22 protein-coding genes and 1 pseudogene are annotated in these 22,298 nt (G+C 34.2%); 19 read left to right on the top strand and 4 right to left on the bottom strand.

Features of this window, described 5'->3' with window-relative positions; translation table 11 throughout:
- The first annotated feature begins 169 nt into the window (after positions 1-169).
- The 13 genes and pseudogenes from HGPG_RS10700 to HGPG_RS05505 all read left to right on the top strand — a co-directional run bounded on the left by HGPG_RS10700 (position 170) and on the right by HGPG_RS05505 (position 8,913).
- Positions 170-846 (top strand): annotated as a pseudogene (locus HGPG_RS10700) (MgtC/SapB family protein).
- A gap of 311 nt (positions 847-1,157) precedes the next feature.
- A complete protein-coding gene (locus HGPG_RS05555; protein WP_019125071.1) occupies positions 1,158-2,399 on the top strand; it encodes a DUF2812 domain-containing protein in 1,242 nt (413 codons plus the stop codon).
- 2 nt (positions 2,400-2,401) lie between these two features.
- The gene (locus HGPG_RS05550; RefSeq protein WP_019125070.1) at positions 2,402-2,713 is read left to right on the top strand and encodes a PadR family transcriptional regulator; all 312 of its coding nucleotides are present in this window, start codon (positions 2,402-2,404) and stop codon (positions 2,711-2,713) included.
- Positions 2,714-2,902: 189 nt separating this feature from the next.
- A complete protein-coding gene (locus HGPG_RS05545) occupies positions 2,903-3,103 on the top strand; it encodes a hypothetical protein (protein WP_019125069.1) in 201 nt (66 codons plus the stop codon).
- Positions 3,104-3,352: 249 nt separating this feature from the next.
- Entirely contained in the window at positions 3,353-3,574 is a 222-nt protein-coding gene (locus HGPG_RS05540; RefSeq protein WP_019125068.1) for a hypothetical protein, read from the top strand.
- Between the two features lie 148 nt (positions 3,575-3,722).
- The gene (locus HGPG_RS05535) at positions 3,723-4,466 is read left to right on the top strand and encodes an EFR1 family ferrodoxin (protein WP_019125067.1); all 744 of its coding nucleotides are present in this window, start codon (positions 3,723-3,725) and stop codon (positions 4,464-4,466) included.
- 779 nt (positions 4,467-5,245) lie between these two features.
- Entirely contained in the window at positions 5,246-5,341 is a 96-nt protein-coding gene (locus HGPG_RS10695; RefSeq protein WP_390621707.1) for an SWIM zinc finger family protein, read from the top strand.
- Positions 5,316-5,534 (top strand): hypothetical protein, encoded by a 219-nt coding sequence (locus HGPG_RS10250; protein WP_019125066.1) that lies wholly within the window; start codon positions 5,316-5,318, stop codon positions 5,532-5,534. Before HGPG_RS10695 ends, HGPG_RS10250 begins: the two co-directional genes overlap by 26 nt.
- Before the next feature lie 45 nt (positions 5,535-5,579).
- Positions 5,580-6,608 carry a hypothetical protein gene (locus HGPG_RS05525; protein WP_019125065.1) on the top strand — a complete coding sequence of 343 codons (1,029 nt, stop codon included), beginning with the start codon at positions 5,580-5,582 and terminating at the stop codon, positions 6,606-6,608.
- Entirely contained in the window at positions 6,608-7,063 is a 456-nt protein-coding gene (locus HGPG_RS05520) for a type II toxin-antitoxin system death-on-curing family toxin (protein WP_019125064.1), read from the top strand. Before HGPG_RS05525 ends, HGPG_RS05520 begins: the two co-directional genes overlap by 1 nt.
- Positions 7,064-7,338: 275 nt before the next feature.
- Positions 7,339-8,145: a coiled-coil domain-containing protein gene (locus HGPG_RS05515; RefSeq protein WP_019125063.1), complete on the top strand. Its 807-nt coding sequence runs from the start codon at positions 7,339-7,341 to the stop codon at positions 8,143-8,145.
- A complete protein-coding gene (locus HGPG_RS05510; RefSeq protein ID WP_019125062.1) occupies positions 8,142-8,543 on the top strand; it encodes an HIRAN domain-containing protein in 402 nt (133 codons plus the stop codon). The genes HGPG_RS05515 and HGPG_RS05510 overlap by 4 nt, the downstream gene beginning before the upstream one ends.
- Positions 8,544-8,556: 13 nt before the next feature.
- Positions 8,557-8,913 (top strand): hypothetical protein, encoded by a 357-nt coding sequence (locus HGPG_RS05505; protein WP_019125061.1) that lies wholly within the window; start codon positions 8,557-8,559, stop codon positions 8,911-8,913.
- Positions 8,914-8,978: 65 nt separating this feature from the next.
- Here the strand turns inward: HGPG_RS05505 and HGPG_RS05500 are convergent, their stop codons facing one another.
- The 4 genes from HGPG_RS05500 to HGPG_RS05490 are packed head-to-tail and all read right to left on the bottom strand — an operon-like array spanning position 8,979 to position 12,546.
- The gene (locus tag HGPG_RS05500) at positions 8,979-9,605 is read right to left on the bottom strand and encodes a response regulator transcription factor (RefSeq protein WP_019125060.1); all 627 of its coding nucleotides are present in this window, start codon (positions 9,603-9,605) and stop codon (positions 8,979-8,981) included.
- Complete coding sequence (locus HGPG_RS10480) at positions 9,595-10,062, bottom strand: sensor histidine kinase (RefSeq protein WP_245543889.1); 468 nt, start codon at positions 10,060-10,062, stop codon at positions 9,595-9,597. The genes HGPG_RS05500 and HGPG_RS10480 overlap by 11 nt, the downstream gene beginning before the upstream one ends.
- A 22-nt stretch (positions 10,063-10,084) precedes the next feature.
- A complete protein-coding gene (locus HGPG_RS10475) occupies positions 10,085-10,894 on the bottom strand; it encodes a hypothetical protein (protein ID WP_245543888.1) in 810 nt (269 codons plus the stop codon).
- Positions 10,891-12,546, bottom strand: coding sequence for a hypothetical protein (locus tag HGPG_RS05490; RefSeq protein ID WP_019125059.1), 1,656 nt, complete (start codon positions 12,544-12,546; stop codon positions 10,891-10,893). The genes HGPG_RS10475 and HGPG_RS05490 overlap by 4 nt, the downstream gene beginning before the upstream one ends.
- 356 nt (positions 12,547-12,902) lie before the next feature.
- Here HGPG_RS05490 and HGPG_RS05485 point away from each other — a divergent pair, with 356 nt between their 5' ends.
- The 6 genes from HGPG_RS05485 to HGPG_RS10095 all read left to right on the top strand — a co-directional run bounded on the left by HGPG_RS05485 (position 12,903) and on the right by HGPG_RS10095 (position 22,199).
- Positions 12,903-13,649 (top strand): copper amine oxidase N-terminal domain-containing protein, encoded by a 747-nt coding sequence (locus tag HGPG_RS05485; RefSeq protein ID WP_019125058.1) that lies wholly within the window; start codon positions 12,903-12,905, stop codon positions 13,647-13,649.
- A gap of 25 nt (positions 13,650-13,674) precedes the next feature.
- Positions 13,675-14,958 carry an SPFH domain-containing protein gene (locus HGPG_RS05480; RefSeq protein WP_019125057.1) on the top strand — a complete coding sequence of 428 codons (1,284 nt, stop codon included), beginning with the start codon at positions 13,675-13,677 and terminating at the stop codon, positions 14,956-14,958.
- Positions 14,959-14,969: 11 nt separating this feature from the next.
- Entirely contained in the window at positions 14,970-16,499 is a 1,530-nt protein-coding gene (locus HGPG_RS05475) for a TFIIB-type zinc ribbon-containing protein (protein ID WP_019125056.1), read from the top strand.
- A 16-nt stretch (positions 16,500-16,515) separates the two neighbouring features.
- On the top strand, positions 16,516-17,121 hold the full coding sequence (locus tag HGPG_RS05470) for a DUF5067 domain-containing protein (protein WP_019125055.1): 606 nt from the start codon (positions 16,516-16,518) through the stop codon (positions 17,119-17,121).
- Positions 17,122-17,477: 356 nt separating this feature from the next.
- On the top strand, positions 17,478-18,110 hold the full coding sequence (locus HGPG_RS05465; RefSeq protein ID WP_019125054.1) for a PH domain-containing protein: 633 nt from the start codon (positions 17,478-17,480) through the stop codon (positions 18,108-18,110).
- Between the two features lie 405 nt (positions 18,111-18,515).
- Positions 18,516-22,199 (top strand): S-layer homology domain-containing protein, encoded by a 3,684-nt coding sequence (locus tag HGPG_RS10095; protein ID WP_019125053.1) that lies wholly within the window; start codon positions 18,516-18,518, stop codon positions 22,197-22,199.
- The last annotated feature ends 99 nt before the right edge of the window (positions 22,200-22,298 follow it).

The following is a 22,298-nucleotide window of genomic DNA, read 5'->3' as shown; positions in this document are numbered from 1 at the left end:
ATTTTTGAATAAAAATAAAGAAAAATTGCAGGGAAGATTTTAATTTTCTTATTAATTAAAATATATTTAATAAGATTTCCAAAAAGAAAATAAGTAAAAATATAAAAATTAAATTTTCACTAAAGGACTTATTTAAAATATTATTAAGTACTATGTAAAGGAGGGAAAGATGGATATATTTTTAGTGACACTTAGAATATTGTTAGCAGCCTTTTTGGGGGCCATTATTGGTGTAGAAAGAGAAATGAAAAATAGAGCTGCTGGTTTTAGAACGCATATTATTGTTAGTGTTGGCGCCTGTTTAATTATGCTTATAGGAATAGATGGAATTGGCAAAATATCTGATGATGTTGGACGAGATACGGCGAGGATTGCGGGCCAAGTTGTAAGTGTAATTGGTTTTTTAGGTGCAGGTACTATACTTCAAAAAAAGAAGGTGTATCGGGTCTTACAACAGCTGCGACCCTATGGTTATCTGCAGCAATTGGACTTGCAGTGGGAATTGGATTTTATGAAGGAGCAGTAATTGCAACTATAATTTGTCTAGTAACCTTTGTATCCTTAAAGGGCGTTAGTGATTTTATAAACGATATGACAACAAAGTCTTATATAATGGTATTTGATACTGACAATTTTAATGAAGAAAGCTTTCTAGATTTTGCATCAAAAGAGGGCGTGGAAGTTAGAAAATTAGATATAATTGATGAAGATATAAATGATAAATCAATGATTAATTCAACCTTATCCTTTAATAGGAATTATAATATTGGTAAATTTTTCAAGAAACTAAAATCAGATTATCAAATGAGTTTAGTAAAATTAAGTAAAGAAAAAGATAAAGACTGATTTCGATAAAAGTCTCAAAGAATTTATGGAGAATAATTGAAAATATTAATGATAATTTTTAAAGTAAAATAAAGATATTTCCCATAAATATTTGGTCAAAAGAGATAATAACAAGTGAAAAATAAATTAGAGGTCCCTAGGATTTATATCTTAGGGGCCTTATTTATAAAAAATTTTTTGAGAAAGATAAAAATAAAATTTGAAAGAGAAGTTAAGAAAAACGCTAAAAAATATTTTAAAGCTTATTGCAATCTATCGTGTATCGATATATAATTTAATTATCGATAGTCGATACTAAAGGAGGCAAGATTATGTTAAAGACAAAATATTTAGCTTATACAAACTTTGGACTTGTTGAAAAATGGTATGAAGACATGGCAAAAAAGGGCTGGCAAATTGAAAAAATAATTTTGCCCTTTATCCACAAGTTTAAAAAAACTGAACCAGAAGATGCCAGATACAAAATTTCCATGGCTCCTAATGAAGGATCCTTTTCTGCCTTCTCCAAGGATGAACTAAGGGACTTTGATGATATGGCAGGAGATTTTGGTTGGCATCTTGTATACAGGACCTTCAACATGAACATTTACAAGTTAGAAGAAGGAAGCCAAGACTCTCTTTATAACGATGGGAGTGAAGAAATTGAAATTTTAAAGAAGGGCGTCAGGGGTGAAATAATTTCTCTTAGCATAAATTTCATTGTTTTTGCCTTCCTATCTTTCTTTTTAATTTCTCAATTTTTATCCAGTAACATATTTTACTCCAACTACACAATATTTATGGGTCCAGCTTGCCTTTTATTTCTTCTTTTGGATGCCTTGGCTCTGGGAGATTATATATTTTTTAAAAATAGAAACAGAGACGCTAAAGATGTAAATGAAATAAAGTTTTCGCGACTTACCTTTTCTAAGTCCTTTATCATATTATTTTATATTGCAATTATTTTAATAGTGGTTGCACTTACATCAGACTTTTTACTTCCTAGTGGCGACTCTACTGGGGCAAATATGATCATAAGTCTCTTACCATCAATTATTATGTTTTCATTTATTTATTTCTATCGCAAAAAAATTAAAGCCATGAACATAAAAAGAAAGGAGAAAAAATTTATTTTAATCTCAATGATAGTTTTAATTTCTTTAATTACAAATATTTTTACTTTTACCTTAATCGATAAATTATCTACGGCTAATGAGATTGAAAGCCAAGTTGTGAGAGATTTTATTAAGACTAGGGAAAGGAGAAGCTTTTTGACAGAAAGCTGCGATTATTATTCATCAGAAAAAAATAAGCTTGGCATAATAAAGACTGTTGTAAAGTCACAGGACCTTGCATGCAATTTATTTGAAAGAATTTTAAAAGATACTATGAAGCACCCTTATAGGGCTGAATTTGTTAAGGACATCTCTGAAGCCTATCCCTATGACAGGATATATATCTTATCAGATCAAGAAGACTATTTGATTTTATACAAGAATGTGGTCTTAGAAGTAAGTGGAAATCTTGAAGATGAAGAGGTCCAAAAGGATATTGCAAGGATCTTGGAGGTGTAGACATGGCAAGAGACCAATTCCAAACCCTAACAGAGCCCATGTACTTCACCCTCTTGGCACTAGGTCAAGTGAGAAATGGGGCAGAGATCACCTCTTGGGTAAGTGAAATCACAAGAGGAAGAATAAGGCTTGCACCAGGAACCCTTTACGCCCTTTTGGCACAGTTTTTAGAAAATGATTTGATTACAAGAGTTGAAGTGGATAAAAAGGGAAAATATTATGAAATAACAGGTGAGGGCAGAGAGCTTCTAGAAGAAGAAGTGAAGAGACTTAGACTTTTAATAGATAACTACGAAAATCATTTTCATGGCTGATGGTTATAAATAATTCGGGGAAGCCTACTAATTGATGGAAATTATTTTGGCTATCAGAGAAAAAGACTAGCCTTATTAAAAAATATATGAAATAAATTAAGACATAATAAAAATTAAAAAAGGGAAAAAGTAAAGACCTCCTTATCTAGGAGGGGGTTAAGAGGATTCACTTCCAAAGGGAGGTATAAAATGTTAAATGGACGAGGTAAGAGAAAATATTTAATCTGCTTTATAATAATGTTTGTTCTTATGATTATTTTTTTAAGCTACGCCTTAAGGCATCCAGAAGCGAGTATTAGGATGCCAGTTGCTGTCCTACATATTTTTTATCTTATATATGTAATAGGAATGCTTGCTTGTCTCGTAAAATTTTTTAGAAGTAAAAAATAAATTATTAATTACAAAAAATTTTAAATTAAAAAATTTAGATAGTGGAAAAGGGAAAGACGATTAAGAAAAAATCTTAGTCGTTTTTTTGTATCTTGTATTATAAAGGTAAAAGGACAAATAAAATTGCAATAATTAGAAAAAGTATTAAATTACTTAGAAAAAGATTGTAAAAAAATGATATTATCTATTTAGAGGAAGTATTAAATGTAGACTTAAAGTACATTTGTAAAATTTTAAGGGGGATAATTTATGATAAAAAGAAAGAGGGATAAAAAGAAAAGGAAAAAGCTATTTATTTTGCTACTTCTTTTAGTTTTGCTCTGTCCCATAACTTATCGCTACAAGGATGGTGGCACTGTTTCTTATAAGGCTATTTTATATTCCTACACCAAGTACCACAGGATGGAAGAGGATGAGTCATATTTTACAGCTAAGGAGTTTTTAATTTTCCCCTTTAATTTTTTAAATTAAAAGGATTAAAATAAAAGTAATGATAAAGTTGGAGGACATAAAGGGATTAATATAATTATCTTTTATATGGACACAAGATATTTTAAGGTAACCACTATTTTTGAGAAGAAGTAGATATTTTGAAAATGAATTAATAAAAGGAGAAAAGATGATAATTTATTTTTCGGCTACGGGAAATTGCAAGTACCTAGCCACTAGAATAGGAAAAGAATTTAATCAAGAAATTTTTTCTATGGTGGACTTCATGAGAGAAGCTAAATTTGATTTTCAAGATGATGAAATTGGAATCATTTCACCAACTTATAATTGGGGACTCCCAAGCCTTGTAAAAGATTTTTTGGAAAAAATAGATGTAAGAGCCAAGTATCTTTATTTTATTTCTACATACGGAACGACGCCAGGTGCGTCAGATGTAATGGCGAAGAGGGCTCTGTCAGGTATAAAAATCAATGCCTTTTATTCTGTCAAGATGGCAGATACCTGGACTCCTATTTTTGATCTTTCTACTGAGGAAAAAGTTGAGAAGTTCACGAAAAATACTGAAAAAGAAATAGATTCTCTTATTGAGAGAATTAGAAATAGAGAAGAAAATGAAAAGATGAGTCCTAGAATGCCATCTTTCTTAGTAGATTTATTCGCACAACCACTTTATAATTCTTGGACTAGAAAGACATCTAATTTTCATGTTGAAGATACCTGTATTGGATGCGGGCTGTGCCAAAGAAAGTGTCCTATTGCCGCAATAAAATTAGTAAATGAAAGACCTGTCTGGGTAAAAGAAAAGTGCATTGCCTGTCTTGGCTGTCTGCACAGATGTCCAAAGTTTTCTATTCAATATGGGAAACACACAAAAAAACATGGTCAATACACCAATCCTCACGTGAGGGTGTAACAATTTTTAATAATATGTCTAATTAGAAATAATTCCATAAGGGAAACATTTCTAATTAGAAGAGACTGGCATGCCATAACAATAAAAATCTTTAATAATAATTTTTAAAGCCCTAACAAAGTTAAGACATCAATTAATGTATCTTACTTTTATTGTCATAGAAAAAGAAGATAGCATTAATTTGCAATAATTTAAGGGGGAGTATTTATTAGAAAAAGAAAGAGAGATAAAAAGAAAAGGAAAAAGCTGTTTATTTTGCTACTTGTTATAGTCTTGTTCTTTCCCGTTGTTGGCAGCTCAGAATAGGGAGTTGTGGTTTCCTACCGAGCAATTCTTTACTCCTATAAGAGGTATGGAATAGTGGCTAGGGACGGGTCTTATAAAACGGTGCCTGAATTTTTAGTTTTCCCCTTTAATTTTCTAAATTAAAAGTATTAAAATAAAAGTAAGAAGGAGGCAGGGCATGGGACTAATTTTTGGTTTTTATATAAAAAAGGCTGTGAAGATCAAATGATTTTGCTAGGGTAAGCTTATTTACTTTTATTGCTTGGAATTTTAGAAAACGATGATATCCAATATTATTAACGGATTTAGATTGAAAGAGTATTTTGCGGAGGTTCTTTATGGGATTAATAGATATTGCCAGCAGTAAATCTATATGGCGTGGAATGGATTATTATAAATAGAATAAAGTTCTTTCGTATACTGTGAATGAAGATGGAACCTGCGAAGATTTAGTAGCAGGTAGTGGCGATGAGGATTATCATGTTCATGTAGATATGGAGCATCCACGAAAATCCACTTGCGATTGTCCTTTAGCAAATGGAAAGAAAATAATATGCAAACATATTGTCGCTCGTTTATTTTTGCCTTGATGAGTCAGAGGCAGATTGTTTTAAGAATGAAAAGACAATGTATGAATCAGAGGAAGAGGAGCGCAGGACTAAGAAATATGATAAGTATATGGGATTTGCAAATACTATGTCACCAGTAGAATTGAGAGAAGCATATGTGGAACTTATGGTTGAATTAGATGAATATAGGTTAAAAGAAAAGTACGGGAAATAATTTTTCTTATATTCTGTAAATATATAGTAAAAAGGAAGTATGAGAATGGCAAAAGATTTAACTACGTCTCAAATCGCTAGACAAAATATTTTGAATAATGATTTAGCAGTTAATGAAATTCAAAATCAGACAGGTATTCAAGGTATTATGTTTGATGGACGATTAAGATTAACAAAATCAATGGTGGCAACATATTTTGATGTTGATGTGAGAACAATCGAGAGATATGTTAGCGAGAATTCTGAGGAAATTGCTTCAAATGGATATGAGATTCTAAAGGGTAAAAAGCTCAAAGAATTCATGGATTGTGTATTAGCGCAGGATGTTCCCGACATAAATGTCGGGAACATTAGCAATAGAACTCCGCAAATAGCAATATTTGATTTTAAAGCCTTTCTAAATATGGCAATGTTATTGGCAGAAAGTGAAAATGCAAAAGTTCTTAGGCAAATAATGTTAGACATTGTCATTGATTTTGTTAATCAAAGAACCGGTGGTTCTACAAAGTACATCAATCAAAGAGATCAAGACTTTATAAGTGCTTTTCTTCAAGAGGAGAATTATCGCAGAGAATTTACTGATGCATTAAGGGATTATGTTGATATGGGAAATAGTAAATATGCGATATATACGGATAAAATATATCAGAGTATATTCAAGGAAAAGGCACAAGAATATAAGCATATACTTCATTTGACCAAAAAAGATAATGCAAGGGATACTATGTATTCAGAAGTTTTAGATTTGATTGCATCCTATGAATGTGGTTTGGCTTCAATGATAAAAGATCAATCGGAACAATTGGGAAGGAAACTTAATAACTGGGAATTGTCTGACATTTTTACATCATTTGAAACGTTGCCGTTATGGAAACCTTTAATAATTAGAGCGAGAACGAAAATGGCTAGTCGAGATATGGCGCTAAGAGATGCTTTTCATTATCAATTGGAAGAATATATCAAACCATTAGATACAGAAGAATATGAAAAATTCTTGGGTGTAGCTGGTGATGAGCTTGAAAAGTTGATGCAAGAGAATAGTGATGTATTAAAACGATTAAAGGAGCGTAGCTAATGGCAGAAATCAATTATATTACTATTGAAGAAGCTAAAGCTATTCACCAAGTTACCATAGAAAATAGTGGTGGTGGAGACTATGGTCAACTTGATACAGAAAAGTTAGAAAGTGTTTTGTTTCATATACAGAATGATGATTATTATCCAACCTTTTTAGATAAGCTAGAGCATCTATTTTTCTGTGCATGTAAGTTTCATTGCTTTGCAGATGGGAATAAAAGAATAGCAATCACTCTCACCGCAATGTTTTTATTGAAAAATGGTTATATGGCGGTCGCAAATGTATATTTTAGGGAGATGGAAAATATAAGCTACCATGTTGCGGCCGGACATATTGATGAGAAATTACTCAGAAGGATATTAGATGCTATTTTAAATTATACATATGATACAGATGAAGAATTAAAACTGGATATATTTAATGCGATATCTGTAGTAGATGAATTCTATTAACAGAGCAATTAACCAAGAAAAAGTAAAAAATGTCAGAAAACAAGCGGATTATGATCTTGTTTTGCTTGGTTAATAAGTTCCTAATTTAAACAAGAACCACGACGTAGTTACCTGTTGTAGCAAATCTTCATATCCCCTCGGCGTTACCAACGAGCCACGCAGAATGTATAATTTTGATGGTCAGGATATAGAAATAAGTAAACGAGACTTATGTTGATACTGTAAAAATGGGTCTTGATATATTAAAATATGATGATTGAGGAAGGAGGCGTGGCATGGGACAAATTATTGAGTTTCCGGATGACAAAAGGTCAAGGGAGAGGATCCAAGAGCTTAAAAAAACTTTGGAGGACCTTGTTTTTGAAAGGGACAATCTTAAGTTTGCTATTTGTGAAAATATTAAGACTGCATATATGCTAAGCTTTGGCAGCCTGGAGTACAGGCTTTACAAGGCCTATTGCAAGTATCTTCACTTGAAGAGAAAAAGAGACATGATTCAGGCGAAAAAGAACCGTCAAGAAAAAATTAAGATGGAAGTTATTGACAAGAAGCTTGATGAAGAATTTGCCGACTACAAAAAGAAGTTAGATGAAAAAATTGATGAGATCAACCATGCCCTTGAGCGTTCAAAAGTTGAATTGCTGTCTGAGGAAGATACTAAGCTCCTTAAAAAACTTTACAAAAATATCGTCAAGAGGCTACACCCAGACATCAATCCTTTGATTACGGATACAGAAAAGGAATTATTTTACAATGCAACTGAAGCCTACAAGGATGGCGACCTTGCAAGTCTTCAAATTATTTACGACATAGTTTGCAGTGGCGATGATAAAGATGGAGGAGACCTTACTGGTAAGTCCCTAGAAGATGAAGTAAAAAGGCTGGAGGATTTGGTGGATCAAGTTCAAAGAGCCATTGATTTAATAAGGTCCACGCCACCCTATAGCTTAAGCATTTATGTAGAGGACGAGAAGAAAAAGGCAGAGAAGTTAAGGGACTTAGAGAGAGATTTAAAGAGTTTTGAAGATGCAATAGACACGCAAGAAGAGTGCATTAATGAACTGATGAGGGATGAGACATGAATGACTTAGTAAAAATAGATAATGGCGATTTAATTGAATATCTCATGAAGACTGGAAGTGGTCTTGACTTGCCCAAACCCTTTGAGAGGGACATTTATCTTTTTGACACCTATGTTGCCGGCACGACACACATTGAAGGCATTGAAAAAATTGGGGAAAGCCTCAAAGATGACGACCGCTTAGTTTTTTATCGTGAGCCAGAAAATGAACACGACCCCCAAGCCATTCGCATAGAAACCTTGGAGAAAGAAAAAATCGGTTATGTCCCTCGCCAAGATAATGTCATCTTTTCACGACTAATGGATGCTGGCAAGGTCCTCTTTGCCAAAGTTGTAGAAAAGGAAATGCGAGGCAAGTGGCTCAAGATAAAAATTAAAATCTACCTTCACGAAAGCTAGAAAAGGAGTAAAAATGAAAGAAAAACTAATAAAATTTTATGACAAAAAGGACAAAGACAAGGCTATTATTTTATTTTTGATTTATTTTTTTAGCGGCATTTTATTTTTAAGTATTGGCGAAATGCCAAAAGTTTATATGGCTGTGGCAGTTATAAACATAAGGCTTGTCATGCCCTTTTTGTTGGGACTTTTAATTTTTTTGCCAAGCTTATTTAAAAGGCGAGGATATTTTTCTTACCTTCTAATTTTCTTATTCATTCCACATTTATTTTGGATATACTTTTTAAGTAGCAAATATTTTTTTTACTTTCCTCTTTCTTTGGGGATAATTTTTGGTTTTTACATAAAAAATACTGTGAAGGCCCAATGATTTTGCGGGAGCAAAAAAAGAACCCTTTGTTGGAATTTTCTGACAAAGGGTTTTCTTATATAGATTTAATCGTCTTCTATGACAAAGCCTGTTATGCGGGCTTGTATGGCAAGCTGGGTCCTAGTGTTAAATCCAGTTTTATCTAAGAGGTGTTTGATGTGAGTCTTCACTGTGTTTTGTGATATGTTAAGCCTTTCTGCTATCTCGTCATTTCCCACACCTGTAGTCAAGAGGCGAAGGACTTGAATTTCTCTAGGCGTAAGCTCTGTTGATTTTGTCAAACCAAGCTTTACCTCTGGGGTTTCTTCGGGATAAATTGATTCGCCTGCCAGGGTCCTCTCGATGATTTCCAAAATTGTCTTTTCAGAAACTTCCTTGTACCAAAAACTATCTATGCCAATTTTTTTCGCCCTGTCCATCCAAGAAATTTCGGGCATACTTGTCACGGCGATTATTTTTATGTTTGGCTTTAATTTTTTTATCTTCTCTGCAGCATCAAGCCCGTTAGACCCATCTTCCATGAGTATGTCCATAATAATAAGGTCTAAGTCATCCTTTAGGACATAGGTGTCGGCAAACATGGCTGTGTCAATGCAGTAGACAACTTCGTAATTGGGGCATTGGTCTATATAAAGTTTAAACATCTCGCGGGAAACAAACTGGTCGTCTACAATCATTATTTTATAAGTCATAATTTTCTCCTTTAGGCCAAGACAAGTTTAGCTGAAATTTTGGGCTTGCCTTTATCTCCATTCTACCACCATAACTTTCTATGTGCTGGCGAATATTTTTTAGACCGCCCTTTTCCCTTATGGGTTCATGAGCTGGCAGTCCATCATTTTCTATTTTTAAGAACTTGTTAAGATCGTCTTCACTTAGGTAGATCCAAATATTTTTTGCCTCGCCATGTCTAAGGGCATTGTTTAGGGCTTCGTGGACTATGTCAACTAAAAGGATCCAGTCCCTTTCATTGTCAGGAGTTTTTCCATGAAGATGAACTTTTACGCCAATATCCTTTGCTGCTGAAATTAGTTTTTCAAAGAGCAACTTATTTTTTGAAGTGTCAGGCTTTTCTTCTGTGAAGTCATTTTTTTCATCTATTTTTTCATCTAAGATCAAGAGACTTTCCATCCAAAGCTTTATGAGCATGTGGCGGTCTTCCTTGGTCTTTTTATTTTTTCAAGTAGCGCCTAAAATATATGAGGGACTGACCGATTTTGTCGTGAATTTTTATCTTCGCCTGCAAAATTTCCTTTTGCCTAGTGTATTCCACCACATTTTTTTGGTAGTCCTTTAGACTTTCATTTATTCTTTGAATTTGCGAAGTCTTACTCTCGATTTCCTTATACATTGCCCATTCAAGAGTGATGTTATAAGCCAAGGTCTCTCTAAAATTTTCGTGAAGAATAATTTTTATGAGCCAAACCTTGCCCTTGGATTCAATGACAAGGGGGTCCCTTTGCAAAATTTTTGTGGGAGCCTTGATTTTGTTATTTCTCACATCTTCAGCACAAACTACATCATTTACTAGCATCCTGCCAAAGACTTGGTAGGAAATTTCTTGCATCTGCCTATTTACCAGTAGAGGCGTCCCATCTGCTTTTGAAAAGCAAATGCCATCGGGAAGATTATCCATGCTTTCCTTAATGGAGTTCTTGCCAATACTTGTGTTTTGAGTCTTAAAAAATTTGCTGAAAAATAAATATTCCAAGGAGCAAAGGAAGAGGTCGTAGTAAATAAAAATATAGGCAGGCAAGGATAAAAACAATCTGCTCATATTAATTTTTCCACTGCCAATTTCTGCTAAAACTTGCAAGGGCAAAAAACTCAAGATGAAAATCCCTAAGCTGAAGGCAAAAATTGGGAACTCTCTTTTACTGTTTGAGGCTGCAACGACAAATTTTAGGCTTACAACTAAAATCACTAGGTTTACCACAAAGAGGTAGGTCAACCTAAAGGTGTTTAAGTCCATTAGTTTCATAGGGCACCCCTTTCAATAGAAATAGTCCAATTTATTTGATATCCACTAAAGTTTTCGTGGATTAAGATGCCCTCTTTCCTATAATTTTTTTCTAGCTCCTTAAAGATAGAAAAAGTTTTTGAAGATATGACTTTTATTTTTAATTCAGGACGCCTTCTCTTGTCGGCAAAGATAAGGCTAATGGAAGACATGTGAGGCTGGTAGGTCTCCAAAATATTTTGGAAAATTTCATATAATTTTAGGCAAATTTTTGCATCAAAGCTCCTATTAATTCTCCAATCTAAATCAGTTCTCACCTGGCTCAATTCTAAATAATCTAGGGACTCAGAGAAGGCAAGCCTTAACTCTGAAAGGTCTAAATTTTTTTTATTTTTTGTGAGCAAAAATAAGTTTGAATATCTTTTTATGTAGACATCTAAGATGCAGGCATATTTTAAGGTATTTTCAAACTCTTCTTCATCTTCTGGCAGGTTTTTCATAATGTATTTTAGCTTTTCAAATTGAGGTTCCAGCTTTAATTGGATGTGCTCTCTTATTTCCTTTTGCTCCTCTACCTTTACCATATTTTTCTTTAGCTTGTTGTTGGCCTTTAAAAGTTCATTTTCACTAAGCATTTCTTCATTTAGCTGCATCAATTTTTTCTTGAGCTTGTTAAAATCAGTTAGGTCAACGAACCAAAAAGATTTGCCGCCCTTGATGCTGGCACTTTCAAGAAGGGTGTTCTCATTTAAGAGGACAGGCTTCTTGTAAGCCTTGTTAATGAGCTTAGGCTCGATGTTGGGATAATTTTTGGGCGTGAAAATAATATTTTCAGCTAAGTCCATTATGCCAATGTTAAGTGAAGACATCTTTAAAAAAGATTCGTAGCCCCTGTTGGAAGGTATGAGCCTTTTAAAAACTAGGGACTCAATAAATAAAATCACCATTAAAATATTGAACTCGGCACTTTTAAAGACCATTTTAAAATATTCAAAGGGCTGCCAGCCAAGCATATATAAAAAAGTGTAAAGCGCCCAAAGTAATAAAATTGAAATGGAAGGGACTATGGTGGAGATGGGACCTCTTGTTATGTAGGGAATCATTGTAAAAAAGAGGGTCAAAAGAGACAGGATGCCTATATAAATAATTCCAAAATAAAAGATCGGTCCATATTGGTTTAAGCCCCTTGAGCTTGCGTCTAAGGAAAAGACAAGTCCGTGGATGTCGTTAGTCAAGATGAGGATAACTAAAACTCCCGTTGGGACCCAAAGGAGTTTCCAAAAGTCGCTAATATTTTCCCTTTCAGACTTTCCAACAAAGAGGGATGTCAAAAAGACAAGCTGGATGAGGACTATGGGGAAGACATAATAAAAATATCTGATGTATCTAACAGCCAAGGGACTTTCTAATAATATTTCGTACTTAAGAGTTCTAAATGCCAAATAAAAAATTAAGAGGATGCCAATAGTTTTAAATCTTCTGACAACTGATGCCCTTAAAACTCTGTTATTCATATTTCTAAGCCACAAGAAAATTATTGTTGTGTAGAGGCAAAAAATTATTATATGTACAGGAAAATTTATTAGAGAAAAATAATCCAATGTGTGAAGGATGCCTGCCACAAAAACTAAAAAAATTGAAAGTAAATAGCTGATTATTTCTTTGCGATACACGAGTCTTCCTCCCTTCTTCAAAGATTTTATTTAGATAGAGATTTAATTACTTAAAGTTTTTTTAATTATATCAAAAAAAGTCCTTTAAGCTATTTGATTTCAGCCCTTGGATAAAAAGCAAAAGACTTGCAAGGGAGAAAAAATAAAAAATTTTTTAAAAATTTATAAAAAATCACCCTTTTGGGTGATGTGAAAATTTTAAATTTTAGTAGAATGAAATTATAAAGATAAAAAGTTGGAAAAAATTAGAATTAGGAAGAAATATTTTAGAAAGAGAGGAGATGTCTATGAAAAGTTTTAGGAAGGGCAAAGAGAATATTAGGATAGAGTTTACAAAAGGATAGGAAGGTGACGACATGAAAAAAATGAAAAAGAGAAATGTGATTTCAAAAATTTTGTTACTGCTTTTAATTTTATCATCCTTTATTTTTAGTGGATATAAGATTCAAAAGCCAATAAAAATTTATATTAATGGGCAAGTCGTAGAGTCAGATCAACCGCCACTTCTTATAGATAACAGGACTTTCGTACCAATTAGGGTAATTGCAGAAGATCTTGGTGCAACAGTTGACTACGACAATAAAGATAGAATTGTGACAATAAGAAGAGACAAGACAAATATTTTACTGACAATTGGTGATGATATTGCTAGGATTTCAAGTGATGTGGAGACAAGACCTGCTATCTTAGATGCGCCAGCCTTTTTGAGAAATGATAGGACCTACTTGCCACTAAGATCTATTTCAGAATTATTTGGCATGCAGGTTGATTGGGATGGAGCCAAGAGAGCTGTTTACATAAAGGAAAAGTCTTATTTGCCTGACTACATTAATAGAGATAATGCATTAGAAGAAGTCCTTGAAAGATTAAGTAAACTTGGAATTTTTAAAAATGAAAAAGTTTATTTTGAGGTAGATGACTATGAAATGAAACTAGATGGCGGAAGTTATGAGGGCTATTTAGTTACAATTAGGAAGGACAACCCTATTGATGAGAATTTGACGGAAATGATGGGACAATACTTCATCAACAAGAAGGGGACCCTTCTCATGGAATATGATGTTGTCAATGATAGTTTTAAGCTCTTAATTGGAGTTAATTAAAAGATAAGGATATAAGGAGGAAATAATGGGATTTATACAAGCTTTTATGGGTTCTTTAGGTGGAACACTAGCAGATCAATGGAAGGATTTTTATGGACCAATGCCAGGAGTGCCTGCAACAGCAGCAGTCTTTCCTGGAATACCTATGGGAGTAAATAACAAGAGGGGAGCAAACTACAAGGGCAACGAAAATGTAATTACTAATGGCACAAAGGTAATCGTACCTGAAGGCACAGCCCTTATAACTATTCAAGATGGAGCCATTACAAATATTATTACTGAAGTTGGCGGTTACGAATACAACACTGAGGACCCCAACTCCAAGTCAATATTTGCAGGCGACGGCTTTGTGGACTCAATAGTTAAGTCCTCATGGGAAAAGTTTAAATTTGGGGGCATACCTGCCACTAGCCAACTGCTTTTCTATGTGAACTTAAAGGAAATTCCAAACAACAGGTTCGGCACACAGTCAGAAATTTATTGGGACGATGCCTTTTTTGGCACACAAGTTGGCGCCATAACTCGTGGCACTTACACCCTTAACATAATCGACCCCATTTTATTTATAAAAAACTTCGTGCCAGTAAAATATTTAATAGCCGATGCAGAAATTTTTGACTTATCCGACATGGACAATGACGCAGCAGAGCAACTATTTAACGAAGTTGTGGGTAGTCTTTCAGCTGCCTTTTCAAATTATACCAATGACCCAAGTAGGGGCAACCGCATGAGCAGGATCCAAGGCGACCAAATTGGCTTTGCCCAAGCTCTTGCCCAAGCAGTGGAAGATGGCTATCAATGGAAGACTTCAAGGGGACTTCAAATTGCAAAGACTGCCATACTTGCCATTGAATATGACGAAGATACTAAGGCGCTTATGTCCGATGTCAAAAAGGCAGATGCCCTTGCTGGCAGCCGTGGCAACTCCTTCTTCCAACAAGCAGCAGCAAGAGGTATGCAGTCTGCTGGTGAAAATGGAGGCGGAGCAAACATGGCATTTATGGGCATGGGCATGAACGCAGCTGGAAATATGATGGGCGGAGTAAAACAACCAGATGTTGGAAATTCTTACCAACCAAATTTTGGGGCTGGACAAGTTAATCAAAACCAAGCTTACAACCAAGGACAAAACCAAAATTATAATCAAGGACAAAATCAAGGCTATAACCAAGTCCAAGCTAGTCAAAGCCCAAGCCAAGACCAAGAAGACCCAACAGAAAAATTAATTAAGATGAAAAAACTTCTGGACGCAGGAGTTATCACTGAAGAAGAATTTGCCAAGATGAAGTCAGATTTGCTAGGCATATAAGAGGTGATCTTATGACAGATGACAAGTCAAGAGAAGATGTAAAAATAATAGAAGGCGAAGAAAAAGAAAAAGATGGTCAGGTGAAATGTCCAAAGTGTGGCTCAACTGATATTGCCACAAACACCAAGACAGGGAAACTAAGATGTAACTTCTGCAGGCACGAATTTGAACTGGACCTTGCAGAAGAAGACGAAGATATAAGTACTCTAGAGGGAAGAAAAATAAGGTCTGGCGCAAAGGACATAGAAGAAGACAGCAAGGATATAATCACCCTAAAATGTGAGTCCTGTGGCGCAGAAGTTGTCATAGATACGAGAACTTCAACTCAGGCGAGATGCCACTGGTGCCGCAACACCTTGTCTATTAACAATCAAATACCAAATGGCGCAGTGCCCGATGTAATACTTCCTTTCAAGGTTTCTAAGGAAGATGCGAAAAAAGAAATTGCAGACTTTGTAAAGGCGAGAAAGTTTTTCGCTCACCCAAGCTTCACCAGAGAATTTTCCACAGAAAATATTTGCGGAGTTTACATTCCTTACATGTTAATAGATGTCAACGCCCACATGAGGCTTGAGGGCGAAGGCGAAATCGAAACAGCTTGCAGGAAAGTTGGAGAAGAGGACAAGGAGCATTACGAATACGACGCAGATGTCTATGATGTAATAAGAGATTTTGACATATTTATAGACGACCTTTCCATAGAATCATCCAGTGACAAACTAGATTACTCATCAAAAAGTAAGACCAACAACATAATAAATTCTATCATGCCCTTTGACACAGAAAATTGCGTAAACTTCAACTCAAATTATTTGACAGGCTACACATCAGAAAAGAGGGACACAAACATAGACCTTCTCCAAGAAGTAGTTCATGCACAAAGTTCAGATGTGGCAAGGCTTGAAGCCAAGAATACCATTTCAGATTACGACAGGGGAGTAAGGTGGGAGGAAGAAGACTTTGAAGTCAAGGGCGACTCATGGAAGTCAGCCTACTTGCCAGTCTGGCTCTACAGCTACATGCAAACCAAGGGCAAGAAGAATCTCCTTCACTATGTAGCAGTAAATGCCAGGACCTTGGAGACAATGGGTAGCGTCCCAATTAATTTCACCAAGCTTTATACCGTTTCAATTTTAATAGAAATTTTTGGAGGAATATTGGCATTTATCATCACAACTTTTGCTGCCATGGAAAAATTTAATGGCACAGATTTTCAAGACTACAGAAATTACGCTTGGCTCCTCTTGCTTTCAGGCTTTGTATTTTTTGTAACCATGTACTTGCGTTACAGAAACGCCAATGCCAGACACCACTACGAGCTTGAGACTAAGCACGCAATTTCAAACCTAGTCTGTGAAGATAACTTTGTGACAAGTATTTACTCAGTGAGAAACAGCCAAATCTGGGGAGACAACACAGATGAACTAAAGGGAAATAAGCTGGATCTAAGTAAGGACAAGGTGCTTAAAAAAGCAATGGATAAGGGCGTCCTAGATGAAGCACTTGAAAATCAAAAGAAACTAGAAGAAAAGGATGAGTAAAATTTAGAGGTGGACTATGAAAAAATCAAAAATTAAAATTCTGTCCTTACTTTTGGCATTAATTTTAATGACCATGACTTTAGGAGCTTGTGGCAATGAAACTGGTGGTGAAACTGGAGGGCCAGATGATGTTGCTGAAAAAGAATTTATGAAAAAAGAAAAAATTGAAAGGGAAAAAGAAAATAGGGAAGAAAAAATTTCAGACCAAAGGATTTTTGAGCTTGCAGGCAATAAATTTGAGCTCCTAGAAAGTAACCTAATAGAAGATTCCGATGGCGACACAGACCTTGTAAACACTTGGAAATTTACAAACAACACAAAGAAAGCAACATCAGCTGCCCTAAATGTCTATATAACTTTTATGCAAAAGGACCAAGACATGGATACACCGGGCTCAATTTTCATTAAAGAAGGTTCTACAGACCAGTTGGCAGACTACTCCTTTGAAAATGTAGAGCCGGGACAAAGCAAAGTATTTTTCACTTCCTATAAGCTAAAGGACAAAGAAAGCCCAGTGACTATAAAAATTTCTGACATAGATGGATCAGATGAAAGTAAAATCCAAGTGCCTCTTGCTGATATGGAAACAGTAACAGTTGACGGATTAGATGTGCCAGAGTAAAATCTAGAAATTCTATTGGCTCAAAAAACTTTTGCTTAGAAAAAATTAAGCCTAAGAGTAGAAAATAAGGAATAAAAATATAAACTAGAGTACAAATTCTTATTTCTTCCTAACCCCTTTATTGGAAAATTTCCAGTAGAGGGGTTTTTATTGTTGTCATGGTGAAATATTTCAAATTGAAAGTTTTACTTTTTAATTTTATAGGTCTTTAAAAAATTAAATTAAAAAATGTAAAGAGAAATTTACAGAATAGAGGGGAAATTCAATTATTCAAATATTTTTTCGCAAGGACATTTATGATAAAATATTAGACAAGGATACTTTATCTTAATAAAGAGAAAGCAATGGAGGAAATTATGATTGAAAAAATTATTGACGACAATGAAAATATATTGTGGCGAGGAAGGCCCAATGCCTTTCTTTATATTCTAGGCAAGCCAAGCATTTATTTGATTGCATTAATTTGGGGAATCTTTGACTTCTTTTTTATTGCTAATTTTTTTAGAGAATTTAGCTTTATGAATGGATTTTTTAGAGAATTTAGCTTTATGAATGGATTTTTTATAATTTTCTTTATGTTTCATCTTTTCCCTGTCTGGTTTGCAATTTTAATGCCCATTTACAGGATTTTTAATTATGGAACTATAGAATATGCAATTACAGACAAGAGAGTTTACATCAGCCAGGGCGTTTTTGGAAGAGATGTAAATAATTATGAGCACAGAGAGCTTACAAATTTGAAAGTAGATGTAAATTTTATGGAAAACATCAAGGGACTTGGCACAATTATCCTAGCTTATAAGGGCGAAGAGGGAAATTCAGCTTACAGCTTTAAGGCTGATAACAATAAATTTATTTCCATTGAAGATCCCTACGATGTTTACAAGCTGCTTAAAAAAGTATCTCTCGATGTTACAACAGACCAAGCCTATCCCAATGCCTATAGACCTGAAGAAAACACTGGCTACAATACAAAATATAAAAGATAAGTTAAAAGGCAACAAAATGATCACTGAGAAAATTTTCATGTCAGAATTTTTTCGGTGACTTTTGTTTAATTAGGAAAGTTTCTGTAATATTTCATTTTAATAAAGCATTTTTTATGATACTATTTAATAGATAAGGATAACTAGTAAGTTATGAGAGAGAGTTGACAAGCTGTGAGAAATTTTAATACAATTTTTAGACAGACAGACAGACAGACAGACAGACAGACAGACAGACAGACAGAATAATTCTGTCTTTTTTTATAAGTATTATTATGGCAAAAGTATCATCTTTTTGACAGGTGTATATTTTTGCCCTTTTTTATGGATAAAATGAGGTGATTTTATAGGAAGTTTTAAGTTTTAGAAAATGTGAGAGGAAGATTTAAAAAAATATGGAGGTGCATAATGCGCAAGAAAAATATTATAGGATTTTTATTGGCATTTGTAATGCTATTATCAATCTGCACAAGTTCCTTTGCAGTCTATGCAGAAGAATCTAGGGGCGCAAAAGAGTCAGCAGTTGAAAATAAATTTGCAAGTGCAGAAGTAATGGATGAAGAAAAGGAAATTGATGCAGAAAAAACAGAAGATCCACAGGAAGAAGAGATAGTTAAAGAGCCAGTAGAGCCTGAGAAAAAAGTAGAAAAAGTTCAAGAACATGAAAAGGCAAAAGAACTTAAAGCACAAGACTCAGAAGATGCTATTGAATTGGGTGAAGAAAAAGTACCTGGACCAGTAGGCGCTCCTGAAGGTTTTGATTTAAGTAAAATCAACACACTTGCAAAAGATGCTGAAGGAAATTGCTATGCGGTTAAAGACTATGGAAACACTTATGATGATGTACTTACTAAGTACTTTTACAAAATAGACGAAGAAGATTATAATGAACTGTCTCAAAAATTTTTAATGACCTTTAAAAGAAAAGATGGAAAACCTTTTAAAGTATATGATTCTAAGATAAGTCATGGAGATATAAGAGAAAAAACACCAACATCTAGCGTTGGCGATGCGATTTTTACAGAGCTAAAGCTTAGAGACCACATGGTATACGAATCTACAATAGTAGGCAATTTCTCTCCTGCAAGGAGAGTACAAGAACAAAAAGGTGTAGATTGGTATATAGAATTAAATAAGGACTGGGTTATAAAAACCACTCCAGGTTTTACTAATGGAAGTACTAAATCTAGGTCTATATATATAGATTACAATGTTGAAGTAAATGGCAATGGCCATAGAGTCTACAGAGAAGATGATGATTCCCAAGAAATTTTTTGTATTGGTGCTGGAAATGCTGAAGGTGATAAAAGTAAAATAAGTCTTAATAATCTTATTATAGATGGTGCCAATAAATATATGGGAATCCTATTATATAGGAACACAATATTAGATTTAAAAGCTGTACAACTAATTAATGGATTTATAAAGCAGGCTAATTCTGGCGGCGCAATAACAGCTCAAGACGGATGTGAAATTAGCACCGACGCTGACACAATATTTAAAAATTGTAAAGCTAAAAGAGGCGGAGCTATAAATGCATGGGAAAATGTTAAATTAAAAATAAATGGCTCTAAATTTATTAATAACGTTTCGAATCTTGGGGGAGCTATATGCTCATTGAATGGAGAGACCACTATTGATATAAACGGTGTTACTTTTGATAATAATCATGCTGTAGCTATTGGTTCAGATCCTGTGATTGGTGGAGCAATTTATTCCAGGTCAAAATTAAATGTTGAATCCACTGATTTTAAAAACAATTCAGCAGAATCAAATGGTGGAGCGATTTATTCAACTATAGCCTTCACAGTAAAAAATTCTGAGTTTACTAATAATAGTTCAGAAAAATCAGGTGGAGCAATTTATGTTCCGAAAGAAGCTCCAGCTAAAATTACAAACACAACATTTAGTGAGAATAAAGCTAAATGGGGAGGAGCAATAGCTAATTATTCTAAGTCAAGCATAATAGCATCTACTTTTAACAACAATATAGCCATAAGTACTGGTGGAGCTATTTATACTGGTGAAGGCATAACAGTAGAAAAAAGTTCTTTAGTAGAAAACAAAGCAAATAAAGGCGGAGCTATTTATATATCAAAGGGAGAAAGTGAAATAAAAAATACTTCCTTTGCAAAAAATCAATCTTTAAATAGTGGCGGCGCTATATATATAAACCATTATAACAAGGGAACTACTAAAATCTCCGGTACAAGATTTACTGAAAACGCATCTAAGGCCTATGGTGGAGGAATCTTTTTAGGAATTGAAGGAAAATTAGAAGTAAGTGGATCTAAATTTTCAAAAAATCAAGCTGCTTACGGAGCTGGTATTTCATCTTATATTAATTCTAGTGTGGAAGTAGATACAAAATTAACTAATATAAAAGTAGATTCTAGCGAGTTTACAGATAATTTATCTCTTATGGGAGCTGGAATATGTACGGCATTCCCAACAGAAATAAATAATTGTACCTTTAACAAAAATACAGCTATAATTCATCCACAAGATGACCAAACAAATCCACATGATTCAGGTACAGGAGGAGCTGTTGATGTTATAAATAATAAAACTGTTATCAAGGGCTCAACATTTGAAGAAAATGTCGCCCAAGGTTCAGGCGGTGCTATAGCTATTAGTGGTGTTACTAGAGATGAAGATAAAAATATAGCAACAATAAAACCTAATGTAAAGGTAGAAATTTCTGAAGGAACTAAATTTATAAAAAATACATGTGGAGTTGGACAAGGTGGAGCTATTTATACAATTCCTTATATATATGATATAGAAGGCTATGAAACTGCTGTACCTGAAGCTATACTTAGGAAAGAAGCATATAAAAACTTAACAACAGCAGCTGATACAATTTTTAAAGACAATGTTGCCCTATCAGGTTTTGTTGATCCACCAGAAAATTATGCTAAGTATACTAATCTAGCTTTTAAATCAAACTCTTTTACAGATGTGCTTCCAGATAAAGATGTTGCTAAATCACTTTTAAACAACTACGATGTCAACTACAAGAATAAAAAGTTAAGTGCCTTCTTTGATCCTAAGGGTGGAGAATTTACAGAGGGAGCTAATCCAAAAGATATAAGAGTTTTAACTGATAAAAAAGATGCAGAAATTACATTATTAGATGCTCCAAAGAGAGATGGATACAAATTCTTAGGTTGGAAGTGTTCAATGAACATCCCTGATGATATATTAAAAGAATTGCCAAAAGAATTAATCGAAAAACTAAATGAAGGCAAAATATTTAAAGCTGGAGATAAGTTTAAATTAGATTCCAACTATATCTTCATTGCTCAATGGGAAAAAGATGACACACCAACTACACCTCCAACTCCAGAACCAAAGCCAGAACCTAAACCAGAAGTTGAACCAAGAAGACATGAATATGTAGACACAATTTCAGTAATTGCAAAGGTGCCTGACAAGGAAAGCTACCTTCACATGAGCTATTTATTTGGATATCCTGACAAGACTATTAGACCTGAAGGCAATATGACAAGGGCAGAAGCTCTTGCAGTAGTAACTCGTCTTGAAGGTTACAGCTTTAAGGACGACAGTGCCAAAGTATTTAAAGACATGAAGGAGGGAGCTTGGTACAATAAATATATTAACGCAGCCTTTGAACATGAAATCCTAGTAGAAAAAGAAGGAGAAGACTTCAGACCTGACCAAGCAATTACCAGAGCAGAATTTGCAAAACTTATTAGTTTTATTGACAAGGACAATTCAAAAGTAGCACCTTTTGCCGATGTTAAAAGTCATGTATATGAAGATGCAATAAACAAGGCCTATGGCAATGATAGGATAAAGGGCTATCCAGATGGAACTTTCCGTCCTGATGCAAAAATTACAAGGGCAGAAATTGTGACTATTCTAAATAATTTTTATGACAGAAAAGCTGACTCAGAAAGTCTTAAGAATGTAGAAAATATAGAAAACTTAAAACATTTTAAAGATTTAAGTGAAGGTTATTGGGCTTATTATGAAATCACCGAAGCGGCAAACTCTCATGAGTATGTGAGAAGAAGTGGTGGACTTGTAGAAAACTGGATTCGTATAATTGAAGACCTCGTAAAATAAGATAAATTAATTGCCTCCCTAGGGGGGCAATTTTTTACGCCTAATTTTATTTGCTCAAGCTACAAAGGACTTGGATAATATTTTGATTCTTTAAGAAGG

This window comes from Peptoniphilus grossensis ph5 (genome assembly GCF_000311825.1).
GTDB classification, from domain to species: Bacteria; Bacillota; Clostridia; order Tissierellales; family Peptoniphilaceae; genus Peptoniphilus_A; species Peptoniphilus_A hominis.
This window is presented reverse-complemented; position numbering and strand designations above follow the sequence as displayed.

What these genes read in the sequence shown, in the direction of transcription:
- HGPG_RS05555 (WP_019125071.1), top strand. Translation starts at nt 1,158, where the DNA reads ATGTTAAAGACAAAATATTTAGCTTATACAAACTTTGGACTTGTTGAA.
- HGPG_RS05550 (WP_019125070.1), top strand. Translation starts at nt 2,402, where the DNA reads ATGGCAAGAGACCAATTCCAAACCCTAACAGAGCCCATGTACTTCACC.
- HGPG_RS05545 (WP_019125069.1), top strand. Translation starts at nt 2,903, where the DNA reads ATGTTAAATGGACGAGGTAAGAGAAAATATTTAATCTGCTTTATAATA.
- HGPG_RS05540 (WP_019125068.1), top strand. Translation starts at nt 3,353, where the DNA reads ATGATAAAAAGAAAGAGGGATAAAAAGAAAAGGAAAAAGCTATTTATT.
- HGPG_RS05535 (WP_019125067.1), top strand. Translation starts at nt 3,723, where the DNA reads ATGATAATTTATTTTTCGGCTACGGGAAATTGCAAGTACCTAGCCACT.
- HGPG_RS10695 (WP_390621707.1), top strand. Translation starts at nt 5,246, where the DNA reads ATGGAGCATCCACGAAAATCCACTTGCGATTGTCCTTTAGCAAATGGA.
- HGPG_RS05525 (WP_019125065.1), top strand. Translation starts at nt 5,580, where the DNA reads ATGGCAAAAGATTTAACTACGTCTCAAATCGCTAGACAAAATATTTTG.
- HGPG_RS05520 (WP_019125064.1), top strand. Translation starts at nt 6,608, where the DNA reads ATGGCAGAAATCAATTATATTACTATTGAAGAAGCTAAAGCTATTCAC.
- HGPG_RS05515 (WP_019125063.1), top strand. Translation starts at nt 7,339, where the DNA reads ATGGGACAAATTATTGAGTTTCCGGATGACAAAAGGTCAAGGGAGAGG.
- HGPG_RS05510 (WP_019125062.1), top strand. Translation starts at nt 8,142, where the DNA reads ATGAATGACTTAGTAAAAATAGATAATGGCGATTTAATTGAATATCTC.
- HGPG_RS05505 (WP_019125061.1), top strand. Translation starts at nt 8,557, where the DNA reads ATGAAAGAAAAACTAATAAAATTTTATGACAAAAAGGACAAAGACAAG.
- HGPG_RS05500 (WP_019125060.1), bottom strand. Translation starts at nt 9,605, where the DNA reads ATGACTTATAAAATAATGATTGTAGACGACCAGTTTGTTTCCCGCGAG.
- HGPG_RS10480 (WP_245543889.1), bottom strand. Translation starts at nt 10,062, where the DNA reads ATGCTCATAAAGCTTTGGATGGAAAGTCTCTTGATCTTAGATGAAAAA.
- HGPG_RS10475 (WP_245543888.1), bottom strand. Translation starts at nt 10,894, where the DNA reads ATGAAACTAATGGACTTAAACACCTTTAGGTTGACCTACCTCTTTGTG.
- HGPG_RS05485 (WP_019125058.1), top strand. Translation starts at nt 12,903, where the DNA reads ATGAAAAAAATGAAAAAGAGAAATGTGATTTCAAAAATTTTGTTACTG.
- HGPG_RS05480 (WP_019125057.1), top strand. Translation starts at nt 13,675, where the DNA reads ATGGGATTTATACAAGCTTTTATGGGTTCTTTAGGTGGAACACTAGCA.
- HGPG_RS05475 (WP_019125056.1), top strand. Translation starts at nt 14,970, where the DNA reads ATGACAGATGACAAGTCAAGAGAAGATGTAAAAATAATAGAAGGCGAA.
- HGPG_RS05470 (WP_019125055.1), top strand. Translation starts at nt 16,516, where the DNA reads ATGAAAAAATCAAAAATTAAAATTCTGTCCTTACTTTTGGCATTAATT.
- HGPG_RS05465 (WP_019125054.1), top strand. Translation starts at nt 17,478, where the DNA reads ATGATTGAAAAAATTATTGACGACAATGAAAATATATTGTGGCGAGGA.
- HGPG_RS10095 (WP_019125053.1), top strand. Translation starts at nt 18,516, where the DNA reads ATGCGCAAGAAAAATATTATAGGATTTTTATTGGCATTTGTAATGCTA.